General features: G+C 61.1%; 24 protein-coding genes. 9 read left to right on the top strand and 15 right to left on the bottom strand.

All coding sequences use genetic code 11. The annotated features are described in order from the left end of the window. Window positions 1-46: 46 nt before the first annotated feature. Window positions 47-859 (bottom strand): alpha/beta hydrolase fold domain-containing protein, encoded by an 813-nt coding sequence (locus MOV76_RS11395; RefSeq protein ID WP_026188507.1) that lies wholly within the window; start codon window positions 857-859, stop codon window positions 47-49. 164 nt (window positions 860-1,023) lie between these two features. Between MOV76_RS11395 and MOV76_RS11390 the strand changes: the two genes are divergently transcribed. Further along, window positions 1,024-1,935 carry a LysR family transcriptional regulator gene (locus MOV76_RS11390; RefSeq protein WP_018243330.1) on the top strand — a complete coding sequence of 304 codons (912 nt, stop codon included), beginning with the start codon at window positions 1,024-1,026 and terminating at the stop codon, window positions 1,933-1,935. A 265-nt stretch (window positions 1,936-2,200) separates the two neighbouring features. On the opposite strand, the gene MOV76_RS11385 is transcribed toward MOV76_RS11390, so the two are convergent. Both MOV76_RS11385 and MOV76_RS11380 read right to left on the bottom strand, forming a co-directional pair. Then, on the bottom strand, window positions 2,201-3,103 hold the full coding sequence (locus tag MOV76_RS11385) for an SDR family oxidoreductase (protein WP_018446906.1): 903 nt from the start codon (window positions 3,101-3,103) through the stop codon (window positions 2,201-2,203). Window positions 3,104-3,186: 83 nt separating this feature from the next. After that, window positions 3,187-3,930 carry an SDR family oxidoreductase gene (locus MOV76_RS11380; protein WP_247264530.1) on the bottom strand — a complete coding sequence of 248 codons (744 nt, stop codon included), beginning with the start codon at window positions 3,928-3,930 and terminating at the stop codon, window positions 3,187-3,189. Between the two features lie 119 nt (window positions 3,931-4,049). Here MOV76_RS11380 and MOV76_RS11375 point away from each other — a divergent pair, with 119 nt between their 5' ends. From MOV76_RS11375 to MOV76_RS11365, 3 genes are read left to right on the top strand one after another with little or no spacing between them, the layout of a single operon-like run. Beyond that, window positions 4,050-4,958: a LysR family transcriptional regulator gene (locus tag MOV76_RS11375; RefSeq protein WP_047618954.1), complete on the top strand. Its 909-nt coding sequence runs from the start codon at window positions 4,050-4,052 to the stop codon at window positions 4,956-4,958. 39 nt (window positions 4,959-4,997) lie between these two features. Beyond that, on the top strand, window positions 4,998-5,312 hold the full coding sequence (locus MOV76_RS11370) for a hypothetical protein (protein ID WP_018243334.1): 315 nt from the start codon (window positions 4,998-5,000) through the stop codon (window positions 5,310-5,312). Between the two features lie 53 nt (window positions 5,313-5,365). After that, window positions 5,366-5,983 carry a DNA-3-methyladenine glycosylase gene (locus MOV76_RS11365; protein ID WP_130717664.1) on the top strand — a complete coding sequence of 206 codons (618 nt, stop codon included), beginning with the start codon at window positions 5,366-5,368 and terminating at the stop codon, window positions 5,981-5,983. 60 nt (window positions 5,984-6,043) lie between these two features. On the opposite strand, the gene MOV76_RS11360 is transcribed toward MOV76_RS11365, so the two are convergent. From MOV76_RS11360 to MOV76_RS11350, 3 genes are read right to left on the bottom strand one after another with little or no spacing between them, the layout of a single operon-like run. Further along, a complete protein-coding gene (locus MOV76_RS11360) occupies window positions 6,044-7,585 on the bottom strand; it encodes a DHA2 family efflux MFS transporter permease subunit (protein WP_018243336.1) in 1,542 nt (513 codons plus the stop codon). Beyond that, window positions 7,578-8,801 (bottom strand): HlyD family secretion protein, encoded by a 1,224-nt coding sequence (locus MOV76_RS11355; protein WP_018243337.1) that lies wholly within the window; start codon window positions 8,799-8,801, stop codon window positions 7,578-7,580. Before MOV76_RS11355 ends, MOV76_RS11360 begins: the two co-directional genes overlap by 8 nt. Next, on the bottom strand, window positions 8,794-9,258 hold the full coding sequence (locus MOV76_RS11350) for a MarR family winged helix-turn-helix transcriptional regulator (RefSeq protein WP_003542422.1): 465 nt from the start codon (window positions 9,256-9,258) through the stop codon (window positions 8,794-8,796). The genes MOV76_RS11355 and MOV76_RS11350 overlap by 8 nt, the downstream gene beginning before the upstream one ends. Before the next feature lie 523 nt (window positions 9,259-9,781). Between MOV76_RS11350 and MOV76_RS11345 the strand changes: the two genes are divergently transcribed. Both MOV76_RS11345 and MOV76_RS11340 read left to right on the top strand, forming a co-directional pair. Further along, window positions 9,782-10,957 (top strand): efflux RND transporter periplasmic adaptor subunit, encoded by a 1,176-nt coding sequence (locus MOV76_RS11345; RefSeq protein ID WP_130758913.1) that lies wholly within the window; start codon window positions 9,782-9,784, stop codon window positions 10,955-10,957. Next, a complete protein-coding gene (locus MOV76_RS11340; protein WP_018446911.1) occupies window positions 10,954-14,142 on the top strand; it encodes an efflux RND transporter permease subunit in 3,189 nt (1,062 codons plus the stop codon). The genes MOV76_RS11345 and MOV76_RS11340 overlap by 4 nt, the downstream gene beginning before the upstream one ends. 30 nt (window positions 14,143-14,172) lie before the next feature. Here the strand turns inward: MOV76_RS11340 and MOV76_RS11335 are convergent, their stop codons facing one another. Continuing rightward, a complete protein-coding gene (locus MOV76_RS11335; RefSeq protein WP_018446912.1) occupies window positions 14,173-14,949 on the bottom strand; it encodes a metallophosphoesterase family protein in 777 nt (258 codons plus the stop codon). A 164-nt stretch (window positions 14,950-15,113) separates the two neighbouring features. Here MOV76_RS11335 and MOV76_RS11330 point away from each other — a divergent pair, with 164 nt between their 5' ends. Further along, window positions 15,114-16,241 carry a monooxygenase gene (locus tag MOV76_RS11330; protein WP_247264529.1) on the top strand — a complete coding sequence of 376 codons (1,128 nt, stop codon included), beginning with the start codon at window positions 15,114-15,116 and terminating at the stop codon, window positions 16,239-16,241. Here MOV76_RS11330 and MOV76_RS11325 read toward each other — a convergent pair whose 3' ends face one another. After that, complete coding sequence (locus tag MOV76_RS11325; RefSeq protein WP_026188508.1) at window positions 16,242-16,706, bottom strand: Rrf2 family transcriptional regulator; 465 nt, start codon at window positions 16,704-16,706, stop codon at window positions 16,242-16,244. 176 nt (window positions 16,707-16,882) lie between these two features. Next, complete coding sequence (locus tag MOV76_RS11320) at window positions 16,883-17,671, bottom strand: SDR family NAD(P)-dependent oxidoreductase (protein ID WP_028733251.1); 789 nt, start codon at window positions 17,669-17,671, stop codon at window positions 16,883-16,885. A gap of 143 nt (window positions 17,672-17,814) precedes the next feature. On the opposite strand from MOV76_RS11320, the gene MOV76_RS11315 reads away from it, so the two are divergent. After that, window positions 17,815-18,585 (top strand): TIM barrel protein, encoded by a 771-nt coding sequence (locus tag MOV76_RS11315; RefSeq protein ID WP_247264528.1) that lies wholly within the window; start codon window positions 17,815-17,817, stop codon window positions 18,583-18,585. On the opposite strand, the gene MOV76_RS11310 is transcribed toward MOV76_RS11315, so the two are convergent. After that, entirely contained in the window at window positions 18,582-19,118 is a 537-nt protein-coding gene (locus MOV76_RS11310) for a hypothetical protein (RefSeq protein WP_222284086.1), read from the bottom strand. The two genes, MOV76_RS11315 and MOV76_RS11310, sit on opposite strands and share 4 nt — an antisense overlap. Window positions 19,119-19,250: 132 nt before the next feature. Between MOV76_RS11310 and MOV76_RS11305 the strand changes: the two genes are divergently transcribed. Beyond that, on the top strand, window positions 19,251-19,724 hold the full coding sequence (locus tag MOV76_RS11305; RefSeq protein ID WP_028733248.1) for a cupin domain-containing protein: 474 nt from the start codon (window positions 19,251-19,253) through the stop codon (window positions 19,722-19,724). 72 nt (window positions 19,725-19,796) lie between these two features. Here the strand turns inward: MOV76_RS11305 and MOV76_RS11300 are convergent, their stop codons facing one another. The 5 genes from MOV76_RS11300 to MOV76_RS11280 form a co-directional block, all read right to left on the bottom strand. Next, entirely contained in the window at window positions 19,797-20,906 is a 1,110-nt protein-coding gene (locus MOV76_RS11300; protein WP_115157173.1) for a sn-glycerol-3-phosphate import ATP-binding protein UgpC, read from the bottom strand. A 12-nt stretch (window positions 20,907-20,918) separates the two neighbouring features. Continuing rightward, window positions 20,919-21,833, bottom strand: a complete 915-nt coding sequence (locus MOV76_RS11295) for an ABC transporter permease subunit (RefSeq protein ID WP_018446920.1) — start codon at window positions 21,831-21,833, stop codon at window positions 20,919-20,921. A 10-nt stretch (window positions 21,834-21,843) separates the two neighbouring features. Further along, complete coding sequence (locus tag MOV76_RS11290) at window positions 21,844-22,728, bottom strand: carbohydrate ABC transporter permease (RefSeq protein WP_018446921.1); 885 nt, start codon at window positions 22,726-22,728, stop codon at window positions 21,844-21,846. 210 nt (window positions 22,729-22,938) lie between these two features. Then, window positions 22,939-24,294: an extracellular solute-binding protein gene (locus MOV76_RS11285; RefSeq protein ID WP_018243350.1), complete on the bottom strand. Its 1,356-nt coding sequence runs from the start codon at window positions 24,292-24,294 to the stop codon at window positions 22,939-22,941. A gap of 358 nt (window positions 24,295-24,652) precedes the next feature. Beyond that, window positions 24,653-25,864: an ROK family transcriptional regulator gene (locus MOV76_RS11280; protein ID WP_112904813.1), complete on the bottom strand. Its 1,212-nt coding sequence runs from the start codon at window positions 25,862-25,864 to the stop codon at window positions 24,653-24,655. Between the last annotated feature and the right edge of the window lie 188 nt (window positions 25,865-26,052).

Raw genomic sequence — 26,052 nt, 5'->3', positions numbered from 1 at the left:
CGGTACTCTCCTTGCGGCTCAAGGCCGCCGAAATATCAGGTCTTCTTCAATGCAATTGCGGTTGAACGCTTACGTCCCGAAGGAAGCTTCCGAAATGGCGGCTGACGTTTTCCTGCCAGTCCGGCGCTCCGTCGGATTTCCCACCATAAATCGAGGGCCAGCCCGTCCCGGCGGGAAGGACATGCTGACGCACACCGACGCCGGCCTGTTTCAGGCGGGCACCGTAACCAATTGTCTCGTCGTGCAGAGGATCGTCCTCCGCAGTGAATATCAGCGCCGGCGCGACGCCCGAAATACGCGAACAGAGGCAAGGCGCCGCATAAGGGTGGCAACCGCCGCCGCTCAGATAGTGGCTCCAGCCCTCCGTCCAGCGTTGGCGCATGCCGATGGCTTCGGCCTTGCGGATCGAGGACGTGCCCATGAAGGGATCGAGCAGCGGCGAAATCAGGACCTGGCCGTCGAGCGCGTCCGGCATCTGGTCGCGCGCCTTCAGCGCCACGCCGGCGGCAACATTGCCGCCTGCCTCTTCGCCGGCGACGAAAAGCAGCGACTTGCGGTCGCCAAGACCGGCGCGTTTGTTGGCGAGATAGGTGAAAACGGAGAAGGAGACTTCCAACGCTTGCGGGAATATGTTGCCGGACAGGCTGCTGTAATCGGCAGCAACGACGATCGCGCCGGCCTTGGCGAGACTCATCGCTACCGGCCGGTCGACATTCTTGTCGCTGTCCAGAAATGCGCCACCATGCAGGTAAAGCACGATCGGCGGACCCTTGCCGTAATCGGCGCCCTGGTAGATGCGTGCGGAAACGGGGCCGATGGCCACCTTGTCCAGCATCATATCTTTCCATTCCACCGTCATGCTTCCGGTCTCTTTTGCATCGGCCACAAGCAGACAACGCCTGCCGCTTGCATTTTCTACAAAAAAGATATTGTTATTCCAACCAAGGAATAAGAAGCTATATCGCGATAACACTGTTCCAGATTTCGAACAATGGTGCAACGCAAACTGCGGATTTGAAACCGATGGATCAGCTCTCGGCAATGCGCGTCTTCATTCGCGTCGTGGAGACGGGCAATTTCACCCGCGCCGCCGACATGCTCGCCATGCCCAAGGCGACGGTGACCAATCTCATCCAGGGTCTGGAGGCGCATTTGCGCACCAAGCTTTTGAACCGTACCACGCGCCGGGTGATGGTGACCACGGACGGTGCGCTTTATTACGAACGCGCCGCCCAGATTATTTCGGAACTAGAAGAGCTTGATGGCAGCCTCTCCAATTCGCAGAGCCTGCCGAGCGGGCGGCTGCGTGTCGAGATGGCCGGCGCTTTCGCCGATTGGATCGTCGTTCCGGCTCTTTGCGATTTCTATCAGCGTTATCCCGATATCCGTATCGACCTCGGTGTCGGCGACCGCACGGTCGATTATCTTGCGGAAAATGTCGATTGCGCGCTACGGGCCGGCACGCCAGCCGACCAGTCGCTGATTGCGCGGCGCGTCTCCGAAGTCGAGATGATCACCTGTGCTGCGCCGAGCTACATCCAGAAATTCGGCATGCCCGAGCGGCCCGAGGATCTGGAGGCTGATCATTACTCCGTCAACTATTTCCGCGCCCAGAACAACCGGACACTGCCCTTCGAATTTCGCCGGCACAACGAGGTGATCGAAACCAGTCCGCGTTACATCGCCTCGGTCAACGATAGCCGCACCTATCTGACAGCTGCGTTGACGGGCCTCGGCATCGCGCAGGTGCCGATCTTCATGGCGCGCGAGCCGATGGCAAGGGGCGAACTCGTCCGCGTGCTGCCAGATTGGCGTCGCGATCCGCTACCGCTTTACGTCGTCTACCCCCCGAACCGCCATCTCAGCAACAAGGTGCGCGTCTTCGTCGACTGGCTGGTGAAGCTTCTGGTCGAGGCGAGATTGAACGACGTCTGAGCGCCAAGACAAATACGGCCCGGAAGGCAGGGGAAACCTTCGACGGGCCGCAATGTACAACTTTGAACATCAAGCCTGTCGCACCATAGCAAGGGCGCGGCAGGCTTTGGAGGTCGGAAGAGAGCGGCAGGGAATTCCACTCTCTCGCGATAAAACAGATATACGCACTCCCCGCAGGATTGTAAGGAAAAATTCCGCAATCACGTTCACATAATTGCGATAACGGGTCGGCTCCCATGTTCCCGCGCCAGCGGCGGGCGGGATTTCAATTCCTGGCAGCCGGCTTCAGCAGGTCCTCGAGGCCGATGCGGCGGAACAATTCCGCCCGGACACGGTCGGCGACGCCGTTGACGATCTCCGCGCCGTCCGCGGATGGATCGATATGGACGCGGAACGGCCTCGTACCGAACGGCTTGCCGACGACATCGACGATGGCGACGGCTACCGTGCCGGCATCGGCGTCAGCAGGTTCGAGTGCTGCCAGGCCCTGCAGCGCCTGTTCCGGCACACCCTTGTAGGGTCCTTCATTATATTCGGCGGCGCGGGCGGTATCATCCGGCGAACCGGAATGGGCGAAGTGGTTGGTGCCCTTGGTGAAGGCGCCGGGCACGATGATCGAGGTCTCGATGCCCCAGCGGGTAAGCTCGCTGGCATAGGAGACGGCAAGTGAATCCATCGCCGCTTTGGCGGCGAAATAGGGCGAGAGGTAGGGAGGCGTGCCGCCGCGGCTGCTCGACGACGATACCCAGACCAGCAGGCCTGTACCCTGCTTGCGCAGATAGGGGAGTGCCGCGCGGTTGACGCGCTGGGTGGAAAGCACGTTGATGTCGAAGAGCTCGGCGAACTGTTCCGGCGTGAAGGCTTCGGCCGGGCCGAAGGACATATGGCCGGCATTGTGGATGATGACATCGAGGCGGCCCTCATCGGCGATAATCCGGGCGATACCGGATACAACCGAGGCGTCGGAGGCGACATCGAGTTCGACCGAGCGCAGATCGACGTTATTGTCCCTGGCGAATTCAGCCGCATCGGCGACGGCCGGAGCGTTGCGGCCTTCCGTTGCGCGCATGCCGGCATAGACGGTATGGCCGGCCTTGGCGAGGGCGCGGGCAGTAAGAGCGCCGAAACCGCTGGAAGCGCCGGTGATGATAATGACTTGCTTGCTCATGATCCTATTCCTTCTGGGATTGGGGTTGGTTGAAGTGGAAGCTTGAGATTGGCGGCGGCATCGAGACAGCCGCCAGCCCTTCATCAGATCACGCCGCCATTGGCGCGCAGCGTCTGGCCGTTGATCCAGCCGCCATCCGGACCGGCAAGAAAGGCAACCGCAGCGGCGATGTCTTCAGGTGTGCCGAGGCGTTCCAGCGGGTTCATCTTCGCCATGCGGGCGATCAGTTCGTCCGACTTGCCGTTGAGGAAGAGGTCGGTGGCCACAGGGCCAGGTGCGATGGCGTTGACCGTGATGTTGCGGCCCCGCATCTCCTTGGCCATGATCGCCGTCAATGTTTCCACGGCAGCCTTGGTGGCAGCGTAAACGCCATAGGTTTCGAGCTTCAGGCCGACGACCGACGTCGAGAAGTTGACGACCCGGCCGCCGTCACGCAGCCGCTTGGCGGCTTCTCGCAGCGTATTGAAGGTGCCCTTCAGATTGACGCCGATCTGCCGATCGAAATTGGCGTCATCGGCCTCGGCAAGCGAAGAGAGCATCATGATGCCGGCATTGTTGATAAGCACATCGACGCCGCCGAAAGCGGCTTCCGCGGCATCGAACATGCGGCGGACGGCTTCGGCGTCGCTGACATCGGCTTCCGCCGTCAGCGCCTTGCCGCCGGCCTGCTCGATCTCCTGGACCAATTCCTCGGCCGGAGCGGCATTGCCGGAATAGTTGATGACGACGGTGAAACCGTCCTTGGCGAGGCGTCGGGCGACTACCGCTCCAATGCCGCGGGAAGCACCGGTGACCAGTGCCACCTTGCCGTTTTCTTTGGAAGCCATTGTCCTTCTCCTTCATCATGCGCCGCAGCGCGTTTTCAATGAGGAGAAGATGCACCTGTTCATTCTGCGGATAATCAGGCATTATCCGGCATCACTATCCGGGAATTACGAACAACTAGATGGACAGATTTGATGCCATGCGCGTGTTTTGCCGCGTCGTGGAACGCCGCAGCTTCACGCTTGCCGCCGAAGACACCGGCCTGCCGCGCTCGACCGTCACCGATGCGATAAAGCAACTCGAAGCCCGCCTCGGCGTGCGTCTGCTCCAGCGCACGACACGCCATGTCAGCCCGACGCTCGACGGCGAAGCCTATTACCAGCGCTGCCTGTCGATCCTTGCCGATATCGAAGATGCCGAAGGCGCTTTCGCCGGCGCCAAGCCGAAGGGCCTGCTGCGCGTCGATGTGCACGGCACGCTCGCCCGGCATTTCGTGCTGCCGAGCCTGCCGTCTTTTCTAGAGACCTATCCCGAGATCGAATTCTACATGAGCGAGGGCGACCGGCTGGTCGATCTGGTGCGCGAAGGCATCGATTGCGTGCTGCGCGTCGGCACGCCGCAAGACAGCGACATGGTCGCCCGGCGCGTTGCCATGCTTGATGAGGTGACACTCGCCTCTCCTGACTATATCGCCACCCATGGCCTGCCGCAGCACCCTGACCGGCTTGACGGCCATCGCATGGTTGGCTTCCGCTCCAGCAGCACCGGCAGCCTGTTGCCGCTCGAATTCATCGTCGACGGCACGGTGCGTGACATCTCCATTCCCGCCACCGTCGCGGTCAACGCCGCCGAAAGCTATATTTCAGCGGCGAGGATGGGCCTCGGCATGATCCAGATTCCGCGCTATCACGCCGAAAAGGACCTTGCCGCGGGCACGCTGGTCCGCGTGCTGCAGGATTTTCCGCTGACCCCGACGCCGGTTTCCCTGCTCTACCCCCGTAACCGCCAGCTTTCGCCGCGCGTGCGCGTCTTCATCGACTGGCTGGTAAAGGTCTTCGCTCGACAAAATTCCGAAAACGCGCTTCACTAAAATGCGCCTTGCTAATATGAGCGCCCACGGAGAACGGCCATGGCACTCAACGATATCACCGTCTACCAGACGGAAGACGGCTTCGTCGTCGAATTCGGCGGCGAAGGCGAAGACAGCATTGCCGTGACGCTGCGCAGCACGCCTGAGCTGACGTCGGAAAATGCCGTCTTGCGTGCCAAGGCCCTGCTTGCCGCAGCGATCGAACCTGTCCATGGCGACGGCGCGCGCGGCAAGGACCCCGCTTTGCTCGAGGAAGAGCTGGAGGAGGGTCTGGAAGACTCCTTCCCGGCGAGCGACCCGGTCTCGGTCACATCATCCTCGATCCCGATGCGCGATCCGAACGCCGGCCGCTGATCCCTGTCGCGCAAACGGATGAAACGGTTTTGGGATGACGATAAGCGCGTTGAATGTTATCTGCGTCTGATATGACCGATGGTGGAACGATATCAGGCGCAATCGGCGCCGGCACGCTCACCGGCGAAAGCCTCAGGAAGTTTTTCGAGCGCGATGCGATCACCGTCTCTCGTGACCTGCTCGGCTGCCATCTGACCGTGGATGGCGTCGGCGGACGCATCACCGAGACCGAAGCTTATTTCCCCGATGACGAGGCCTCGCACAGCTTCCGCGGCCTGACCAAGCGCAACGGCGCCATGTATGGCAAGCCGGGCAACGTCTATATTTACCGTATCTACGGCATGTACTGGTGCCTGAATTTCGTCTGCCATCCGGGTTCGGCTGCACTCATCCGCGCCCTGGAGCCGGAAACGGGAATTCCTGTGATGATCGAGCGGCGCGGCACCGATATGCTGACGTCGCTCTGCAGTGGTCCCGGCAAGCTCTGCCAGGCACTCGGCATCGATATCGAGATCAATGACAGGCTGCTCGATCGCCCGCCCTATGCGATCACGCCGTCCGCACCGGTGCCGATCGTCTCGGGAAAACGCATCGGCATCACCAAAAATGCCGAAGCACTATGGCGCTTCGGCATTCAGGGATCGCGTTATCTCAGCAAGCCGTTCCGCTAGAGCATGATGCCGAAAAGCGCGACGCAGTTTTCCGTCCGGAATTGCGGCAACGCCTGGAGTTCATTCCATCACGGCGCTGTGGTCGACGGCAGGTGCTGCCTTCGGTTTGCGTAGCAATAGCACCAGCGGGATGACTGCAAGCGACATCAGCATCAGCAGCTTGAAATCGTCCATATAGGCAATGATCGTCGCTTGCAGCGTGATGACCTCGTTGAGCGAGGCGCGGCCGGCCGCAGTCACCGGGCTGAGCCCCTGCGCAGCCACCGCATTGAAAGCGTGATTGAACGGCGTCACATAGGCCGCGATCGATTCATGATTGCTCTGCGTGTTCTCGACGATCAGCGCCGAGACGATCGAGATGCCGACCGCCGAGCCGATGTTTCGCGACAAGTTGTAGAGACCGGTGCCGTCGCCGCGCATATGGGCGGGCAGCGTGGAAAAAGCGATCGTAGTCAGCGGCACGAACAGAAAGCCGAGACCGGCGCCCTGGATGAAGCCGACCGAGACGATCGTCCATTGCGAGACGTCGGGTGTCCAGCCGGTCATGTCATACATCGCCCATGCGGTGAGCCCCAAGCCGAGCGCCAGCAACGCGCGCGTATCGACCTTGCCGACCAGCCGCCCGACGATGAACATGCAGAGCATGGTGCCGAGCCCGCGCGGCCCCATGACGATGCCGGCGGTGATGACGGGATAGCCCATCAGCGTCTGCAGATAGGGCGTCATCAGCGCCAGTGAGGCGAGATAGGTAATGCCGATCACAAAGATGAAGATCATGCTGATCGAGAAGTTCTGGTCGAGGAACAGCTTCGGGTTCACGAAGGATTTCTCCGCGGTCAGCGTATGCACGACCAGCAGATAGAAGGCGGCAGCGCAAATCAGCGCCTCGACGACGATCTCGCCCGAGGAGAACCAGTCGAGCTGCTCGCCGCGGTCGAGAAAGAGCTGCAGCGCGGCAATACCGAGGCTCATCATCCCGAAGCCGAACCAGTCCAGTTTGGCGAGCAGATCCCTCTTGGTCTCGGTGACGAAGACGACGATGCCCATGAAGGCGAGCGCGCCGATCGGCACGTTGATATAAAATACCCAGCGCCAGCTGATATTGTCGGTCAGCCAGCCGCCGATGACGGGCCCAAGCACCGGCCCGACCATGACCGAGACGCCGAAAAGGGCCATGGCCGAGCCGCGCTCCTCGACCGTATAGATGTCGAGGAGGATGCCCTGGGAAAGCGGCACCAGCGATGCCCCGAACAGGCCCTGCAGCAGGCGGAAGGCGACGATCTGGTTCAGCGATTGCGCCAGGCCGCAGAGAACGGAGGCCGCAACGAAGCCGGCGATGGCGACGAGCAGCACGCGTTTGCGGCCGAACTTGGCGGCGAGGAAGCCCGACGGCGGCGTCATGATTGCCGCCGCGACGATATAGGAAGTCAGCACCCAGTTGATCTGGTCGGCAGAGGCCGACACGCTGCCCTGGATATAGGGCAGCGCGACGTTGGCGATCGTCGTGTCCAGCGCCTGCATGATGACGGCGAGAATGACGCAAGCCGTGATCGCACCGCGATTGGCAATCGGCGTCGCCGGAGAAGCAGAAGCGTTACTCATGATCCTTGCCCTGAGGCCGACCCAGAAGCTTGTTGACGAAATCAGGCAGGCCGCGGGCATGGCCGGTCTCGACATCGACCACCGTGCTCATGCCGACGCGCAGCGGCGGCTTGCCCTCGGTGTCCTCGATGCTGACGCGCATCGGAATGCGCTGGACGACCTTCACCCAGTTGCCCGTAGTGTTTTGCGCCGGCAGCAGCGAGAAGCTGGAGCCGGAGGCCGGGCTGATGCTCTCAACCTTGCCCTTCCATGTCACGCCGGGATAGGTGTCGATATAGATCTCGGCCGTCTGGCCGGGCTTGACGTAGGTGAGTTCAGTTTCCTTCGGGCTGGCGGCGATCCACAAATGGTCGGTGGCAACAAGTGAGAAGGCCTGCTGCGAAGCCTGCAGGTAGGAACCGACCTGCAGCGCGTTGACATTGGTGACGATGCCGTCGAATGGCGCCTTGACGACGCTGTGGTCGAGTTCGCGCTGGGCATTGTCGACCTGCGACTTGGCCTGCAGGTAGAGCGGGTTTTCCTCGACCGGCTGGTCGGCATTGCCGCCGAGCTGGGCGAGTGTCGTTGCGGCTTCCGCCTTGGCGACGGCAACCTTCTGCTGCGCGGCTTCCAGATTGTGCTTGGCTTCGTCATAGGCCGACTGCGTCGCGCTGCCGTTGTTGACGAGGTTTTGCTGCCGGTCAAACTGATCCTGATAATAGGGCAGGTCGGCTTGCGCCTGGGTGATCTCGGCAAGCGACTGCTGATAGCTGGCCTTGAGATTCATGATCTGGTTGCGCTGCGCGCCGAGCTGCGCCTTGGCGCCATCGAGCGCAATCTTGAAAGAATCCGACCGCAGGCTGAAGAGCACCTGCCCCGCCTTGACGGCCTCGTTCTCATGCACGTTGATCTGGTCGACGATACCCGAGACATCGGTGGTAAGCCCGACCATGTCGGCCTGGATATAGGCGTTGTCCGTCGACATCACCTGGCCGCCATTGACGTAATAATAACCGCCGACGACGAGCGCCACCGGCAGCAAGGCAAACAGGATCGGCCGCGTGAGACTGCGCCGGCGGCGGACCTTGTTGCCGCCAGGCGCAGCCACGGCGGCAGCCGGCGCTGAATTGGATGAAGGCGCTTCGGCTACCGTTTCCTGCTGTTTCTCTTGGTTTTCTTCGACAGGGTTCTTGGCACTGGCGTCGGCAACGACGCGGAGGGGGGATTGATCAGCCATCGTTCGTCTCATTCTCGTCAACCGGGCTCCGGCATGCCTGAACCAGGTTCGTCTTCATTACGGATAGGATGTGGAAAAGCTGCTCGCGCTGCTCGGCCGAGACGCCTTGCAACGCTTCCGCACGGGTGGTGTCGCCGAGCTCGCGCATTTCGGCGAGCAGCGGGTGCGCCTCGTCGCGCATGTAGAGAAGCCAGATGCGTCGGTCGGTCGGGTGCTGGCGGCGCTCGATCAGCCCGCGTTCGGCGAGCTTGTCGAGAATGCGCACCAGCGTGATCGGCTCGACTTCGAGGATTTCGGCAAGGCCACCTTGATGGATGCCTTCGTTATTCGAGAGATAGGCAAGCGTCTGCCATTGCGACCGGGTCAGCCCAAGGCACTTCGCGCGCTGCTCGAACCGCTTGCGCAGCAGCCGTGCGACGTCGTGGAGAAGGAAACCGAGGGTGGGAGTGGCGTTCATGAAAACCTGTGCCGTTATTTATAAGCATACTTATAATATTGGTAGATATATTGAGCATGCGCGTCGCACAAGGGCATGGACGGCAGATTCAACGGCAGCGGCTAAAATGCCGCAGACCGGTCAAGCATATCCTGTGGCTCCTCCCTTTCGCCGTCCGATGCGCCGCGCCGACGAGATCGATATCTTTGAATTTCTCAGGAGCTCGACTGGGCCGAACTCGCCGCTCTGCCACCCGGCAGAGACGAGATCGTCGAGAGCTGATGCCCCCTGTAACGTTTTGATGGATTGCGGAATCGTTACCAATTGGCATTTGCAATTTTTCGCCGCTGCCGTTTATAGTCCAATTCCATAGGGTTACGATTTTTCTGATGTGCATTGCGTGCCGGCCTTCCTTTTCCAAGGGATTGAACGCCGGGGGAATCATGGGGGCAGAGGCCCTCGTTCAAAGCAGCAAGACCTGAACAGCATCACTTCATCTTGAGGTTGGCGGCAGTGAATCGGCCGTCGAGATTGGAGGACCGGTATGACTTACGCGCTTCGACAGATGGTGGTGCTTGGCTATATTGCCGCATTCATGCCTCTCCCCGCGCTGGCCCAGAGCGCCCCACCGCCCCCGCCCGTCACCGTCGCCAAGCCGGTCGTTCGCGATGTCGTCGACAGCGACGAGTTCATCGGCCGTTTCGAGCCGGTCGACGAAGTCTCCGTTCGCTCGCGCGTCGGTGGTTACCTGCAGGAAATCCATTTCCAGGACGGCGCATTGGTCAAGCAGGGCGACCTGCTCTTCGTTATCGATCAGCGGCCGTTCGTAACCGCGCTCAATCAGGCAAAAGCGACACTCGAATCGTCGCAATCGGCCCTGGTCTTTGCCGATGCGCAATATAAACGCGCGCAGTCGCTTGCTGCGAGCGGCAGCCAGTCGGCGCAGACGCTGGATGATCGCCGCCGGGAATTCGATTCGGCCGAGGCCAATGTCCGCGGCGCGCAGGCCGCAGCCGATCGCGCCTCTCTCGACATGGAATATACCGAGATCAAGGCGCCGCTCAGCGGCCGCATCGACCGCCGGCTGATCTCGGCCGGCAACCTCGTGCAGACCGACCAGACTGTGTTGACGACGATCGTTTCGCTCGACCCGATCGATTTCTATTTCGACGTCGATGAGCGCCGCCTGCTGAATTTCGCCGACACGGCGCGCAAACTGGGCAAGGATCTCCAGCAGGGCGGCGGCGGACTGGATGTATCCGTGACGATCTCGGATCCCAGTGCCAAACCATTCAAGGGAAAGCTCGATTTCGCCGAGAACCGGGTCGACAATGAGAGTGGCACCATTCGTCTCCGTGCCCGCTTCCCCAACCCAGATCTCGTCCTCCAGCCCGGCCTTTTCGGTCGCATACAGGTCGAAGCCTCCAACACTTACCAGGCCATCCTCGTCCCCGACGAGGCCATCGGCTCGGACCAGAATGAGCGCGTCGTTTATATCGTCGGGACAGACGGCACGGTTTCGACCAAGCCGGTGAGACCCGGACCGCGGCTCTACGGCTACCGTGTCATACGCGAGGGCCTTGACGGCACCGAGACGATCATCGTCAACGGCCTGATGCGCGCCCGGCCGGGTGCAAAGATCACGCCTCAGATGACCGAACTGCCGCAGGAGCGGCAGGACACTGCGCCCGAAACCGCCGGCGCGGAGAGCGGACAATGAGATTTGCTCATTTTTTCGTGGACCGGCCGATCTTTGCGGCCGTGATCTCGATCCTTCTTCTCGTCGTCGGCGGCATTGCCTATACGCAATTGCCGGTATCGCAGTATCCGGAGATAGCGCCGCCGACCATCGTCGTGCGCACCTCCTATCCGGGTGCCGACCCGCAGACGATCGCCGATACCGTTTCGACGCCGCTCGAACAACAGATCAACGGCGTCGAAGACATGCTTTATATGTCTTCTTACTCCAGCGCTGACGGCGCCATGTCGCTGACGATCACCTTCAAGCTCGGCACCGATCTGGACAAGGTCCAGGTGCTCGTCCAGAACCGCGTTTCCATCGCCCTTCCCCGTCTTCCCGAGGAAGTCCAGCGGCTTGGCGTGACCACCGACAAAAGCTCGCCGGATCTGATGATGGTGGTCCACCTGCTTTCGCCATCGCACCGCTATGACCAGCTTTACGTCTCGAACTACGCCCGCAACCGCATCCGCGACGTTCTCGTGCGCCTTGACGGCGTCGGCGACGTGCAGATCTTTGGCGAGCGCCAGTATTCGATGCGAATCTGGCTGGATCCGGAAAAGCTCTCCGCTTACGGGATGACATCCGATGACGTCGTCTCCGCGTTGAGAGATCAGAACGTCCAGGTATCAGGCGGCAAGATCGGTGCCCCACCCGTCACCGGCAAGAATGCATTCGAATATACGGTGCGAACGGATGGCCGCTTCTCCGACGTGCGCGAGTTCCGATATGTCATTGTGAAATCGACGACATCGGGGCGGCTCGTGCAGTTGCAGGATGTCGCCCGGATCGAACTCGGCGCACAGGATTACGTCACCAACAGTTATCTCAACAACGATCCCGCAGTTGCTCTCGGCATCTTCGCCCGGCCGGGAACCAACGCCCTGGACACGGCCCATCAAGTCCAGACGCTCATGAAGGACATATCCCAGAATTTCCCGCCGGGTCTGGAATATCGTATCGTCTACGACACGACCGAATTCATCTCGGATTCGATCACCGAGGTCTATAGAACCATTGCAGAAGCGGCCATCCTGGTGGCAATCGTCGTTCTTGTCTTCCTGCAATCCTGGCGAACCGCGATCATTCCGATCATTGCCATCCCGGTATCGCTGATCGGCACCTTCGCCGTCCTGCTCGCCTTTGGCTTCTCGCTCAACATGCTCACCCTGTTCGGTCTCGTACTGGCGATCGGTATCGTAGTCGATGACGCGATCGTGGTGGTGGAAAACGTCGAGCGCAATCTGGCACGCGGCATGACGCCGAAGCAGGCGTCTCACGTCACGATGGACGAAGTCGGAACCGCCGTCGTCGCCATCTCGCTGGTGCTGATCGCCGTGTTCGTGCCGACAGCCTTCATTCCAGGCATCTCTGGCCAGTTCTACAGGCAGTTCGCGGTCACCATCTCCGTCACCACTGCAATTTCCGCATTGAATTCGCTCACACTGTCGCCCGCGCTCGCAGGCATATTGCTGAAAACCCATGACCATGAAACCAAACGCATGAATGTCGCATCCCGTGTGGGAAGGGGGCTTGCAAACGGCTTCAACCATGGATTCGATCGGCTGAGTTCCGGCTATTCATGGACCGTTCGGCATCTGGTCAGCAGCTGGATTGGGTTGACAGCCGCGATGGTCACCTTCGCCTGCCTGCTCGGAGCGACCTGGTATATGGGCACGAAAGTTCCCGCGGGCTTTATCCCGACCATGGACCAGGGTTACGCCATCATCGTCATACAGCTACCGGACGGCGCCTCGCTCGCGCGTACCGATGCCGTCGTCAAACAGGTGGGCGATATCGCCCGCACCGTGCCCGGCGTCGGCAATGCCGTGCAATTTGCCGGCTTCAGCGGGGCGACGTTCACCAATGCCTCGAATGCCGGCGTCGTCTTCGTCCCGTTCAAATCCTTTGCCGAACGTGAAGAAGGCGGGGAGAATGCCAACAAGATCATCGGCGAGCTTTACGGAAAGCTGCAAAGCATCCAGGAAGCCTTCATCATTGCCATCCCGCCGCCATCCGTGCGTGGCGTCGGCAATTCCGGCGGCTTCAAGATGCAGATTTCCGATCTCGAGAACGCCGACATGACGCGCGTGCTCGGCCTCGCCCGGCAGATGATGGGTGCGGCGGCAACGACCGAGGGGCTGACCGGCGTCTTTACGACATTCTCCGATGCAAGCCCGCAATATTTCCTGGCGATCGACCGCGACAAGGCGCGTTTCCTGAATGTGCCGATCCCCAATATCTTCAACGCCCTTTCCATCAATCTCGGCGTCGCCTATGTGAACGATTTCAATGCGTTCGGCCGCGTCTACCAGGTTCGCGCCCAGGCCGATCGGCAATACCGCATGGACCGGGAAGACATCCTCGCCCTGAAGGTTCGGTCGGCGACCGGCGCGCTGGTTCCGCTTGGAACCTTGATGGACATCCAGGATGCCAGCGGCCCGGCGCTTGTCCAGCGCTACAACATGTACGTCTCGGTGCCGCTTCAGGGCAATCCAACGCCGGGCACGTCGACCGGTGATGCCATCGCCAAGATGGAAGCGCTGGCGGCGAAGATCCTGCCGCAGGGGACCACCTTCGAATGGACGGAACTCGCCTATCAGGAGACCCACACCGGCAACACCGCCATTTATATCTTTGCCCTGTCCGTCGTCTTCGTCTTCCTGGCGCTGGCGGCACAATATGAAAGCTGGGTTCTGCCCTTGGCGATCATTCTCATCGTCCCGCTTGCGGTGCTCGCGGCATTGATCGGGGTCTCTCTGAGGGGAATGGACAACAATGTCCTGACGCAGATCGGCCTGATCGTTCTGATCGGCCTTGCGGCCAAGAACGCCATTCTGATCGTCGAATTCGCCAGGCAAGCGGAAGACGAGGGCAAGTCGCCGGTGGAGGCGGCTATCGAGGCCAGCCATCTTCGCCTGCGCCCGATCCTGATGACGGCATTCGCCTTCATCTTCGGTGTTCTGCCGCTTGCCATCGCCACCGGCCCCGGCGCCGAAATGCGCCAGTCGCTCGGTACCGCCGTCTTTTCGGGCATGCTCGGTGTGACGATCTTCGGCCTGTTCCTGACGCCAGTCTTCTACGTCGTGCTGCGCGGCTGGCGCCGCAAGCGGCCGGCCACTGTAGAGCCAGCGAAGACAGAGCCGGTCAAGGAAGGGGTCGTCTGAGACGATCCCACCCGGCTGAGGAAACGGAAGTCAGGTCGAAAACAGATGCACCTTGCCCTGCCACAAGCGGGCGACGGTCAGTCTGCCGCTGCGGTAGGCGCGCGTATCGATATTGAGCCGCCTCGGCCGTATATCGGGTTCGTCGTTCGGCGTATGGCCGTGAACGACGAGTTTTGGTAGCGGCACCCGGCTTTCGAGAAACCGCTGGCGGATGAGGACCAGATCCTCGTCCGTCTGCCTGTCGAGCGGCAGTTTCGGATTGATGCCGGCATGCACGAAAATCACGCTTGGGGTTTCCAGCAGGACAGGCATCGCCCGCATGAAATCGATATGCGTACGCGGCAGCGACTGCCGTATGAAGGCATCGAGCTTCGCGCCAGTGGGGAAGACCAGCGGCAGGTGCTCCGGATCGAGGCCATAGGATTTGAGCAGCTCCGCTGACCCCATCTGCATCCAATCGTCATAGGAGATCCAGCCGTCGATATAGTCGAGCATGGCGACTTCGTGATTGCCGGCAAGGCAGATGCGGTCGAATCCATCCGGCGGTGGCTCCATGAGATGGTCGATGACCTGTGACGATTCCGGGCCGCGGTCGATATAGTCGCCGAGCGTGACGATCAGCTTACGCCCGGGCAACTGCCCGCCATCGCGCAGGATCGCCGCCTCGGCTTTCACAAGCAGATCGTAGCGACCGTGAATATCGCCGATCGCATAGGTTGGGATACCGGCAATATCCAGCGTCAGACGCGGTCTCGGCTGGCGCGCCATTTTCGAAACCTCGCTGTTGCGAGCACGAGAGTCGCTCATCATATTTCTCGAATAAGGAAGCCCCACTTCACCGTAAGTAGCGTGGAGAACAGGGCAATCAAGCTGGTAAGAAAATTCAAAGCACACGGGTTTTGTAGAAAAACCGGCCTTATCATTCGAGGGGCAATCCCTCACTCCTATATCCATAGAGAAAAGAGTGACCGATGGGAACGGTATCGCAGTTTCATGAGAGCCTGAGGCCTCCCGCGCATCGCATCGAAAGCGAAGAGGAGGCAATATCCACGGCCCGCGATCTCGCCGCCGCATTCCGGCGTCAGGCGAGCGAGCGCGATATCAACCGCATCCTGCCCTTTGCCGAGCTTGATGCGCTGTCGGTGTCCGGGCTGACGGCAATCGCCGTACCGTCTGACCATGAAGGGCTCGACGTGTCGAACGCCCTGCTCGCCGAAATCGTTGCAATCATCGCCGAGGGCGATGCCTCGATCGGCGAGGCGCTGGAAAATCACTTTTGCGTACTGGAAACGCTCCGCACCCAGGCTGCCGAGGATTTGAAGGCATCGCTGTTTGCCCGTGTGCTGCTCGGCGACCGCTTTTCGGCCGCCACCTTCACCGATGGGGCCGAGCTTACCGCCGAAGGTCCGGGCTACCGCCTGAGTGGGCGCACGCGGCAGGCGCCCGGTATTCTATTCGCCGACTGGATCGCCGCTGCTGCCACCGCCCCGCCCAGCCGCCCGGTGACGCTCTATCTCGCACGCGATGATGAAGGCGTGCAGGTGGTCGACGATTGGGACGGCTTCGGCCAGCGCACCAATGGATCAGCGACCGCGATCGTCGGCACGCTTCACGTCAATGCAGATGCGATTGCCCCTGCCCCCTCCTCCGGATATTCGACCGGCATCTCGCTCGGCCTGCTGCTCAAGGCCGGCGTCAGCCTGGGCATCGCGCGGGCCACATGGAGCGACCTGATGGCCGCGATTGGCGATCGCAGCGCGACCATCCTCCCCCGGATCGGCGAGCGCGCCATCCGCATCGAAGCGACGGCGGCAGCCTTGGAACGGGCTGGCCGCAAACTCGACATTGCCCAGGTCAATCCTATGGAGGCAGCGATGGCGGACGCGCATTTTTCCGCCTCGGCCGCCGCAATCCTTGCCGGGGAAACGGCGCTCGACACCGCAAACGCGCTGTTTGAACTTGCAGGAGAAACTTCGGCCGGCATCGGCCTTAATCTCGACCGCCATTGGCGCAATGCCCGCATTCACGCGCTATCGCTGCCGCGGGATAAGTTGATGCACACCGCAGGCGAATATATATCGAAGGCCGGCGGCGCCTAATCAGCTGGCGGCGGAGATCGGGAATTGTTCTTTGGCGCCTTCGATGCGGCCGCCGTCGGCGACGAACTGCTCGAGGGTCATATTGTCGAGAATGGCGGCGATCGCGTCACGAACATCGGTCATCGAGCGCCGCACCTGACAGGTCTCGGGATCGGCACAGTCGTCGCAGGCCTCGTAAGCCGTACGGCTGGCGCAGCGGATCGGCGCCAACGGCCCGTCGAGCGTGCGGATGACATGGCCGATGCGGATTTCGGAGGCCGGCCGTGACAAAGAATAGCCGCCGCCCGGTCCCTTCTTCGAGCGCAGGATGCCGACATTGCGCAGTTCGAGCAGAATGGTATCGAGAAACTTCTTCGGGATATTGTTGCGGGCGGCGATGTCATTGATGAAGGCAGTCTCGCCCGGCGCCAGCCGCGCCAGGTCGACCAGCGCCTTCAGCCCGTATTTTCCCTTTTTCGTCAGCATCGTCGTCGCCTTGTAGAAATCGCAGTATTTATCCTGCCAATAGCAGGCAAATAGCGTCAAAAGCGTGAACATACAACAAAATAGCTATTATTTATAGCTTGTATCGGCAACGTCCACAGAAACGCCCGGCAGCCCTGAGAAAGACCGGCCGCCGCACGCCCTGCCGGCAGTCTCGGTCAGATCGTCTTCAGCATGCCGCCATCGACGAAATAGGTCGAGCCGATGCAATAGCTCGCGCGCTCCGAACTCAGGAAGACGAAGACGTTTGCCAGCTCCTCCGGTGTGCCGAAGCGTTTGGAGGCGGCGTGCTCATTGGCAACGCTCTGCAGGTAGCCTTCCCAGTTGCCGCCGGTTTCGGCCGTCAATTGTTTGGCGGTCTTGATCCAGTCGGGCGTCAGGATCAGGCCGGCATTGACGCAGTTGACACGGATATTGTCCTTGATGAGTTCGGTTGAGAGCGTCTTCGAAAACATCATCAGCGCCGACTTGCTGACATTGTAGATCGGCTCGTACCAGAGCGGCTGAACGGCACAGATCGAGGCGTTGTGCAGGATCACACCGCCGCCGCGCTCCTTCATCTGCGGGGCGATGCCGCGCGCCAGCCGCACGGCGGCCATCACATGCAAGTCCCAATAGGTCTGCCACTTCTCGTCGGGTGCCTCCATTACCGTCTCGTTCGATCCGGTGCCGGCATTGTTGATGAGGATATCGGCGCCGCCTCTTTCGGCCGCCGCCGCTATGATCGCCTCGGTTCCCGCAACCGTTGCCACATCGGCGACAACAGCGGCGGCGCTGACCCCGTATGTCTCGGCGATACGGGCGGCTTCCGCCTCGAGCCGTTCGCCGCCGCGCGCTGCCAGCAGGAGGTTGGCGCCCTCAGCCGCCAGCCCCTCGGCGATCGCCAGCCCGATGCCGACCGATGCACCTGTTATGACGGCAGTCTTTCCCTTCAATCCGAGATCCATGTCTTCCTCCGCAAACGGCCGGAGATTCCGGCCTGATGTGCTGAGTGTTCCGCCAATGAATCCCGGCGTCAAGCGCCCCGAACACCTCTTGCGGCAGGCGCCGATCTGTCGCATGCCTGCATCAACACTTGGGAGGAGTTTTCATGCGACGTTATTCAGCCTGCATAGAGTGGCTGTTTGCCGAAGAAGGCGACAGCTTTCCCGATCGCATCCGCCACGCCCATGCGGCCGGGCTGACGGCGATCGAATTCTGGCGCTGGACCGACAAGGATCTGGACGCGATCGAGGCAGCGCTGAAGGAAACCGGCCTTGCCGTCACCAGCCTCGTCGCCGAACCGATGATCGCGCTGACCGACGCCGCCAACCGGCAGGCCTGGCTGAAAGGCCTGGCTGAATCCGTCACTGTCGCGAAACGTCTTGGCGCGCCGGTGCTGATCGCACAGGCGGGTGACGATCTCCCGGGCTTGACTCGCGAAGAACAGCGCCGGGCAGTCACCGAAACGCTGAGAGTCGGCGCCGATATCCTCAAAGGCAGCGGTGTCCGCCTCGGCGTCGAGCCGCTCAATATCCGCATCGACCATGTCGGCTACTTCCTCGATTCGACCCGAGAAGGCCTCGATATCATCGATGACGTCGCCCGCCCCGAGATTGGCATCGTCTACGACATCTACCATTCCGCAGTGATGGACGAACGTACCGAAGAGGTGCTGAACGGCCGCCTCGACCGTATCATCCACGTCCATGTCGCCGATCACCCAGGCCGCAACGAACCGGGTTCCGGCGGCATCGACCTTGCTCCGCGCCTCGGCTGGATCTTCGCCAACGGCTATGACGGCGCCGTCGGTTTGGAATACCGGCCGACCAGGCCGGGTGTGGGCGCAGTCAAGGCCGCGATTGCATCGCTCTGCGGTTAGGCTGAGCTGGCACCTTCGGCGAAGGCTTCAAGCTCGGGATCGAAATCGACCTCGACGACATTGTTGAAGACGGCGGTGGCCAGCATGATGCCGGCGAAGGCGACGAGATCGACGAGCACTTTGGTCTCGTAGCGCTCTTTCAGCTTTACCCAGAGTTCAGCGGGAACGGCGTTGGAATCGGCGACGATCGCCTTGCCGAAGGCGTCGAGCAGCGCCTCTTCGTCGGAAAGCTCCAGCGCGTCGGGATTGAAACCCTTGTTGATCAGCGCCCGGCGAAAGAAGGTGATGGCGATCTTCGATTGCGCCGCCTTCGAGATCGCATGCGAGAAGATCCAGATCGCCCGGTCGTTGATCGCGGGGTCGAGTTCGGCGCGCAGCGTGAACCATTCGGCATAGATGCGATGGGCGGCCGGCGAATGCAGCAGCGTCCGCTTCATGTTGGTCATCCGCCCGCGCAGCCTGATTTCCTCGTCATGCGCCGCACGAACCTCTTCCGAAGCGGTGTCGTAATCGATCTGCGGGAGGTGGCTCATCGGGTCCGTTCTTTCCTTTGTGCATAGAAGCTATCGGGGCGCCGAGATATTGTGCGACAGCCCAGCGGCAAATCCGCTTGGCCGCCGCCCGGCGCCGGCCTAGACTGACCAAATCGAAGCTGGAGGCAAGGCATGAGCGACGACCACGAGCAGCATCATGTCGACTGGCGGGAACATGGCGTCAAGGTCATTCCCGGCAATTCGCTCGATCCGAACACCGCGCAGACGCCGGGCATGAACCGCGCGACGGCGATCAACAATGCGCGCGCCGGCGCCGAGAAGATCTGGGCGGGAACGGTGACGATCCATGCCAATGCCAAGACCGGGGCCCATCATCACGGCGATCTCGAAAGCATCATCTACGTGGTCAAGGGCAGGGCCCGCATGCGCTGGGGCGAGCATCTGGAATATACTGCCGAGGCCGGCCCCGGCGACTTCATCTACGTTCCGCCCTTTGTGCCGCATCAGGAGATCAACGCCAGCCGCGACGAGACGCTGGAATGCGTGCTCGTCCGCTCAGGCCAGGAACCGGTCGTCGTCAATCTCGACATCGAGCCGGTCGAAAAGCCGGAAGACGTCGCGTGGATCGACCCAATCCACCGATAGGCAATTCACGTTCGAGCAAGCGGCTGACATCCTCAGCCGCCGAACGCTCTGCAAGGATCATCGCAGACCGCTTTAGGCGGGGACGGCGCCTGCGCCTTTCATAACAGGGTTCTCGATGATCCGGCCGGTATCGGCGGCATAGAGGTGGATCTGGTCGTAATCGATCGCGATGCCGATCGGATCGCCCGACTTCACCTTCACGGCCTCGGTCAGCGCCACCGCAAAGGGCAGCCCGTCGAAATCGGCGTGCACGACGCGGCTCGCGCCGAGCTCTTCGATGAAATCGGCCGTTGCGGTGAGGGCGCCGGGCGCATCCGGGGCCACCAGCCGGGCGGCTTCGGCGCGCATGCCGAGTACGACGCGTTTGCCTTTCAGCGGTGCAGCGCGTTCGCGCGGCAGTACGACCTTGCGGCTCTGATCGTAGACGAAGACGCCCTCGTCATTGATCGTGCCCTCGAGCAGGTTCATCGCCGGCGTGCCGACGAAGCCCGCGACGAAGCGCGAGACCGGATGATGATAGACCTCTTCCGGCGTGCCGACCTGCTCCACCCTGCCGCCGTTCATCACCACCAGCCGGTCGGCCAGCGTCATCGCTTCGGTCTGGTCATGCGTGACGAAGATCGAAGTGGCGCCGAGACGACGGTGCAAGCGGCGGATTTCGGCGCGCATGGCGATGCGCAGCTTGGCGTCGAGGTTCGACAGTGGTTCGTCGAAAAGAAACACCTTCGGTTCGCGGATCATCGCGCGGCCCATGGCGACGCGCTGGCGCTGACCGCCGGAAAGAGCGGCCGGCCGGCGTTCGAGGAAGGGTTCGAGGCTGAGCGCCTTGGCGACCTCGCCGATGCGCCGGCTCCGCTCCGCCTTCGAGACGCCGGCCACCTTCAATGCGTAGCCGATATTCTCGGCAACGCTCATATGCGGATAGAGCGCATAGTTCTGGAACACCATGGCGCAGCCGCGCTCGCGCGGTTCCAGCTGGTTGACGACGCGGCCGTCAATGGCGATTTCACCGCCAGTGATTTCCTCGAGGCCGGCGATCATGCGCAGCAGGGTGGACTTGCCGCAGCCGGACGGGCCGAGGATGACGATGAACTCGCCGGACTGGATGTCGAGATCGACGCCGTGAACGACGGGATTCTTGCCGTAGTTTTTCTTCACGCCACGAATGGAGATCGGTGCCAAGGGAATACTCCTTCACTTCTCGGTGGAGATAAGGCCGCGTACGAACCAGCGCTGCATCAAAATGACGAGGATCAATGGCGGCGACATGATGATCAGGGTTCCGGCCATGGCGACGTTCCAGTCGGGCAGACCGAATTCGGACGGGATGAGGGTCTTGAGCTGCGTCACGGCGATGCCGAATTTCGGATCGGTGGTGATCAGCAGCGGCCAGAGATACTGGTTCCATGCCCAGACGAACATGATGGTGAAGAGCGCGATCATGTTTGGCCGCGAAAGCGGCAGCAGAATATCCCAAAAGAACCGGACCGGGCCCGATCCGTCCATCTTCGAGGCCTCAGCAAGTTCGTCGGGAACCGTCAGGTAGAACTGCCGGTAAAGGAAGGTGCCGGTCGCGGTCGCGACCAGCGGCAGAACGAGACCGGGATAGGAATTCAGCAGGCCCCACTCGAGCTTGATCTGGAAGCCGGTGATCTGTGCAACGAGCCAGCTTATGCCGGTAAAGTCGAGGATCGTCTGGAAAGGCTGCAGCGCGTTGGCCGCAATCGAATAGGTCGGCACGATGCGGACTTCCAGCGGCAGCATCAGCGTGATGAAGATGATCCAGAAAATCACGTACCGGCCACGGAAGCGGAAGTAGACGATGGAGAAGGCTGCCATGGAAGACAGCATGACTTTGCCGGCGCCGACCGTTGCGGCGAAGATGATGCTGTGGAACAGCTTGTTGCCGAGATCGGCGCGAACCCAGGCCGTCTCAGCGTTTTCCCAGAAATGCGAGCCCGGAGTGAGCGGCAGCGGCACGCGATTGACCGTCTCCAGATCCAGCGTCGACGCGATGATGACGATGGCGAAAGGCAGAAGCGCGATCACCATGCCGAGCGCGAGAAGCGTATAGCAGATGAAGTTGAATATCGGCGTGCGTTCGATCATGTCCGCGACCTCACTTGTAGTGCACGCGCCGCTCGATGAAGCGGAACTGGAAGATGGTAAGAAGGACGACGAGCACCATCAGGATGATGGATTGCGCTGCGGCGCCCGAATAGTCGAGACCTCTGAAGCCGTCGAAATAGATCTTGTAGACCATGAGCTCGGTGGCGCGCGCCGGGCCGCCCTGCGTCATGACGTCGACGATACCGAAGGAATCCTGGAAACTCTCGGTGATGTTGATGACGAGCAGGAAGAACAGCGTCGGCGTCAGCAGGGGCAGCTGGATGTCCCAGATCCGGCGCATCGGCCCCGAACCATCCATTGCGGCGGCCTCGATCAGCGAGCGCGGAATGCCTTGCAGCGCCGAGAGGAAGAAGATGAAGTTGTAGCCGATATACTTCCAGGAGAAGGCGACGATGACGGCGATCATCGCATCCTTGCCGTCGAGTGCGGGGTTCCAGAGGCCGGGCCAGACGTGGTTGATAACCGACAGAAGGCCGGCTTCCGGAGCCAGGATGAAGCGGAAGGCGAGGCCAAGAGCGGGAGCGGCAATTGCGTAAGGCCAGATGAAGACGGACCGGTAGACCTTGTGGCCGCGCAGTTCACGATCTGTCAAAAGCGCCAGGATGAGCGCCAGCCCCATGGCAATGGCCGTCGAGCTGAAGCCAAAGATCATGCTGCGGGTGATCGAGTCCCAATAGATCGGATCGGTGAGCAGCTGTCTAAAATTGTCGAAACCGACCCAGGCATTGCCGCCGCCCCATGGCTGCTCGAGCGTGAACGCCCAATAGAGCGCCTGCGCACTCGGCCAATAGAAGAAGACGAAGATCAGCAACAGCATCGGAAATGCGAAGAGCAGTCCGATCGTCGTTGAGGAGAAAGTGACGCGCTTTTCCATGAGTGGTCGTTTTCGTCCTGGTTTGGTTTAAAGCATGTCGAGCAAAAGTGTGCAGCGGTTTTGCGGTAACGACATGTGTCGAAATAATGATCTAAAGCGCGAGCGGCGCGCTTTAGGCGCGGGCGGGGAGTTCGCATCCGCGGCCGACTAAAGAACTTATGACGCACCCGGCGCGCGAAACGCGGGCCGGGTGCGGCTCATATCAAGCGATCAGGGGAGCTGAACGTTCTTGTAGGTCTGCTGGAAGCGACGCAGCAGCGTATTGCCGCGTTCGGCAGCCCCATCGAGCGAAGCCTGGACATCGGCATTGTTGACGAAGATTGCCTGCAGACCATTGGCGATTTCGGTGCGGACCTGCAGCAGGCCACCGAGGCGGATGCCGTGCGGAGCCGCGTCGCCAGCCGGGGAAGCGGTCAGGCTCTGAATGGCGAGTTCGCGGCCGGCATAAGGAGCCTTGTCGTAGAAGCCCTGCTTCTTCAGATATTCGAAGCCGGAGTTACGAACCGGGATGTAGCCGGTAACGGTCGACCAGGTAAGAGCTTCTTCCGGCTTTGCGATGAAGTTGAAGAAGGCAGCGGCAGCCTTGTATTCAGTGTCGGAATGACCCTTCAGAACCCAGAGCGAAGCGCCGCCGACATAAGAGCTGTGGCGGGTTGCGTCGCCGTAGGTCGGGAGCATGGCAACGCCCCAGTTCATGCCCTGCTTGGCGGTGCGGCCAACATTGCCGTGGTCGCCGACCGAGGTCAGGATGACCTGGCAATCGCCAGCGGCAAAAGCTTCGACGAAGGTCTGGCCGACAGCCTTGTTCTTGATGACGGCAAGCTTGTTGTCGTACCAGGACTTGAGGTCCTTGACGTAGCTGACGAGAAGCGGGTTCTTGTTGAACACCAGCTCGCCGTCGAGACCTTCAAAGCCGTTCTTCTTCGTGGCGATTGCTTCGCCGTTTACGGCTTCGAACTGCTCGATATACTGCCAAACTTCGTTGTTGGAGATGTCAAAGCCGAGCGGGCAAGCATAGCCTGCATCCTTCAGAGCCTTGAGGTCTTCTCCTGCTTCCTTCCAGGTTGCCGGAGCATGATCCTTGCCGATCTTGGCGAAGGCGTCCTTGTTCCAGTAGAGCAGAGCGGTCGAGGAGTTGAAGGGGAAGGAGTACATCTCGCCCTTCGAGGTCGCGTAGTAGCCGGAGATACCGGAGAAATAGTCGTTCCAGTCGACGGTGTAGCCCATGTCGGCCATCAGCTTGTTGGCCGGGTAGTAGGCGCCGGAGAGCATGATGTCGAGCGTGCCGGCGTCGGAGACCTGGGCGATGGTCGGCTGCTTGCCGGCGCGGAAGGCAGCGATGGTGTTCTGCAGGGACGCGTCGTAGCTGCCCTGGCTGGTGCAGACGACTTCGTAGTCGGCCTGCGACTGGTTGAAGCGATCGCACTGCTCCTGGACACGCTTTGCAATGTCACCGGAATTACCGAACCAGAAGTCAATCTTGGTCTTATCGGCGGCGGCAGCGGGACCAGCAAGAAACGCTGTAGCGAGAAGGGCGCCAACGGCGCCGAGAAGCTTGGCTTGCATGAGAACCTCGAACGTAAAAAGGGACGCGCACTTTCAGTGCACGCCCTATTAGCTGGTTCAAATTGCCGCGGCCAATGAATATTACATGACATGAAAAGAGAGAACTCCAGTTGTCATAAAACATTCATACAGTCGTTATTCACCAACCTCGGGGAAATATTTAGAGAAATTTCGCCGATTGCTTCAGCATGTAGTCAATAAATTACACCTATATTCGAAACAATGGATTCTTAGGAGATATTTAATATTTATTTATATTACGACGGAGCGCCGTTATTCGCCTGCTCCGCCGCAACGAAACTTGCAAAACGCTGACATTTTTGCCGTTGCACTGGTGTGCAACCTCAGGATTTAGACCTCAGGATTGAAGGGAATCCTTCAGGATCGCCGCAAAACGGGGATCGAATGCACGGCTGATCGGTCCGGCGGCAGCACCAAGCGCCACCGACCAAGGATCGGCCATGCCCGGCTGCAGGCGCGGCAGCGTCCGGCCACGACGCTCGGCGATCGAGGGCAGCAACGGGCCGATTGCCGCAATCAACCTGTTCACCAACGCTTCCGGCGCGCTGCCGCAGAGGATCACCGTCTGCGGATCGAACAGCGTCTCAAGGAGATGGATGCTCCAGCGCAGATCCACTGCTGCCGCCTCGACCCAGGCGTGGATGCTTTGATCGCCCCTCAAGGCGAGATCGTTGATCCGTGCATAAAGGCCCGGATCGGCGGGATCGATCGACAGATGCTGGTAGAGCGAGGCGAGCGAAGCGCGATGTTCGAGCGGCGTCGATTTGCCGTCGGCAAACAACAGTGCCATGCCGATCTCGCCGGCATTGCCGTTGGTGCCGCGGTAGAGCTCGCCGTTCAGAATGAGGCCGGCGCCGATGCCATAACCGACGAAGAGGCAGACGGCATGGTCGAGGCCATGGGCGGCTCCCACCATGCGCTCGGCGGTCGCCGCCGCCGCCGCGTCGTTTTGCAGGCCGACATCAAGCCCGGTACCGGCAGTCAGCGTTTCCAACAACGGAAATTTCTGCCAGGTCTCCATCATCCACGGATCGTCGCCGCTGCCGGCGACCCCGAAGGGCCCTGGCATGGCAGCGCCGAGACCGACCAGCCGCTTTTCCGACTGCTGGACGATCCCGGCAAGTTTTGACCGCACGCCGGCGACGAGATCGAGGATGACCTTCGTCCCGTTCGACGGACCGCCTGGTGGGAGGCCGGCCTCATCACGCACAAGAACGCTGCCGACAAGATCGACGGCGACCGCCCGCGTCACATGCCGGTCGATCTGCAGGCCGATCGCAAAGGCGCCCTCGGGCACCAGGCCGTAGGGTGTCGACGGCTGGCCCCTGCCCCTTCTCACCGCCTCCTGGGAACTGACCAGACCGTCGCGCTCGAGTTCCTCGATGATATTCGACACCGTCTGTTTGGTCAGCCGCGTCGCCCGCGCCAGATCAGCGCGTGAAAGCGCACCGTTGATCCTCAGGGCATCGATCATCACGCGCCGATTATGCGCGCTGGTGCCTTCGTGATTGGTGCCGCTCTTGGCCCGGATCGGGCGGCTGTCATTCATGTGCAATTCCCTCTTGACTCCAATAGAATGTTGAAGAAGTAATAAGTCAAGACACTTGACTTAATAAGGAACCGGAGAGTTCCAGGGAACGCAGGAGCCCGCAAGGCGCTCCGACGACGCTCCGAGACGACAAACCGGCACGTTTTCGCGCGTGCCTTCTCGAACACCGATGGCGGAGGATCGCCCTC

The sequence above is a fragment of the Rhizobium sp. PRIMUS64 genome (assembly GCF_023006465.1).
Lineage (GTDB): Bacteria > Pseudomonadota > Alphaproteobacteria > Rhizobiales > Rhizobiaceae > Rhizobium > Rhizobium leguminosarum.
Note: the sequence above shows the minus strand (reverse complement) of the source record. Positions and strands in the feature narration are given on the sequence as shown.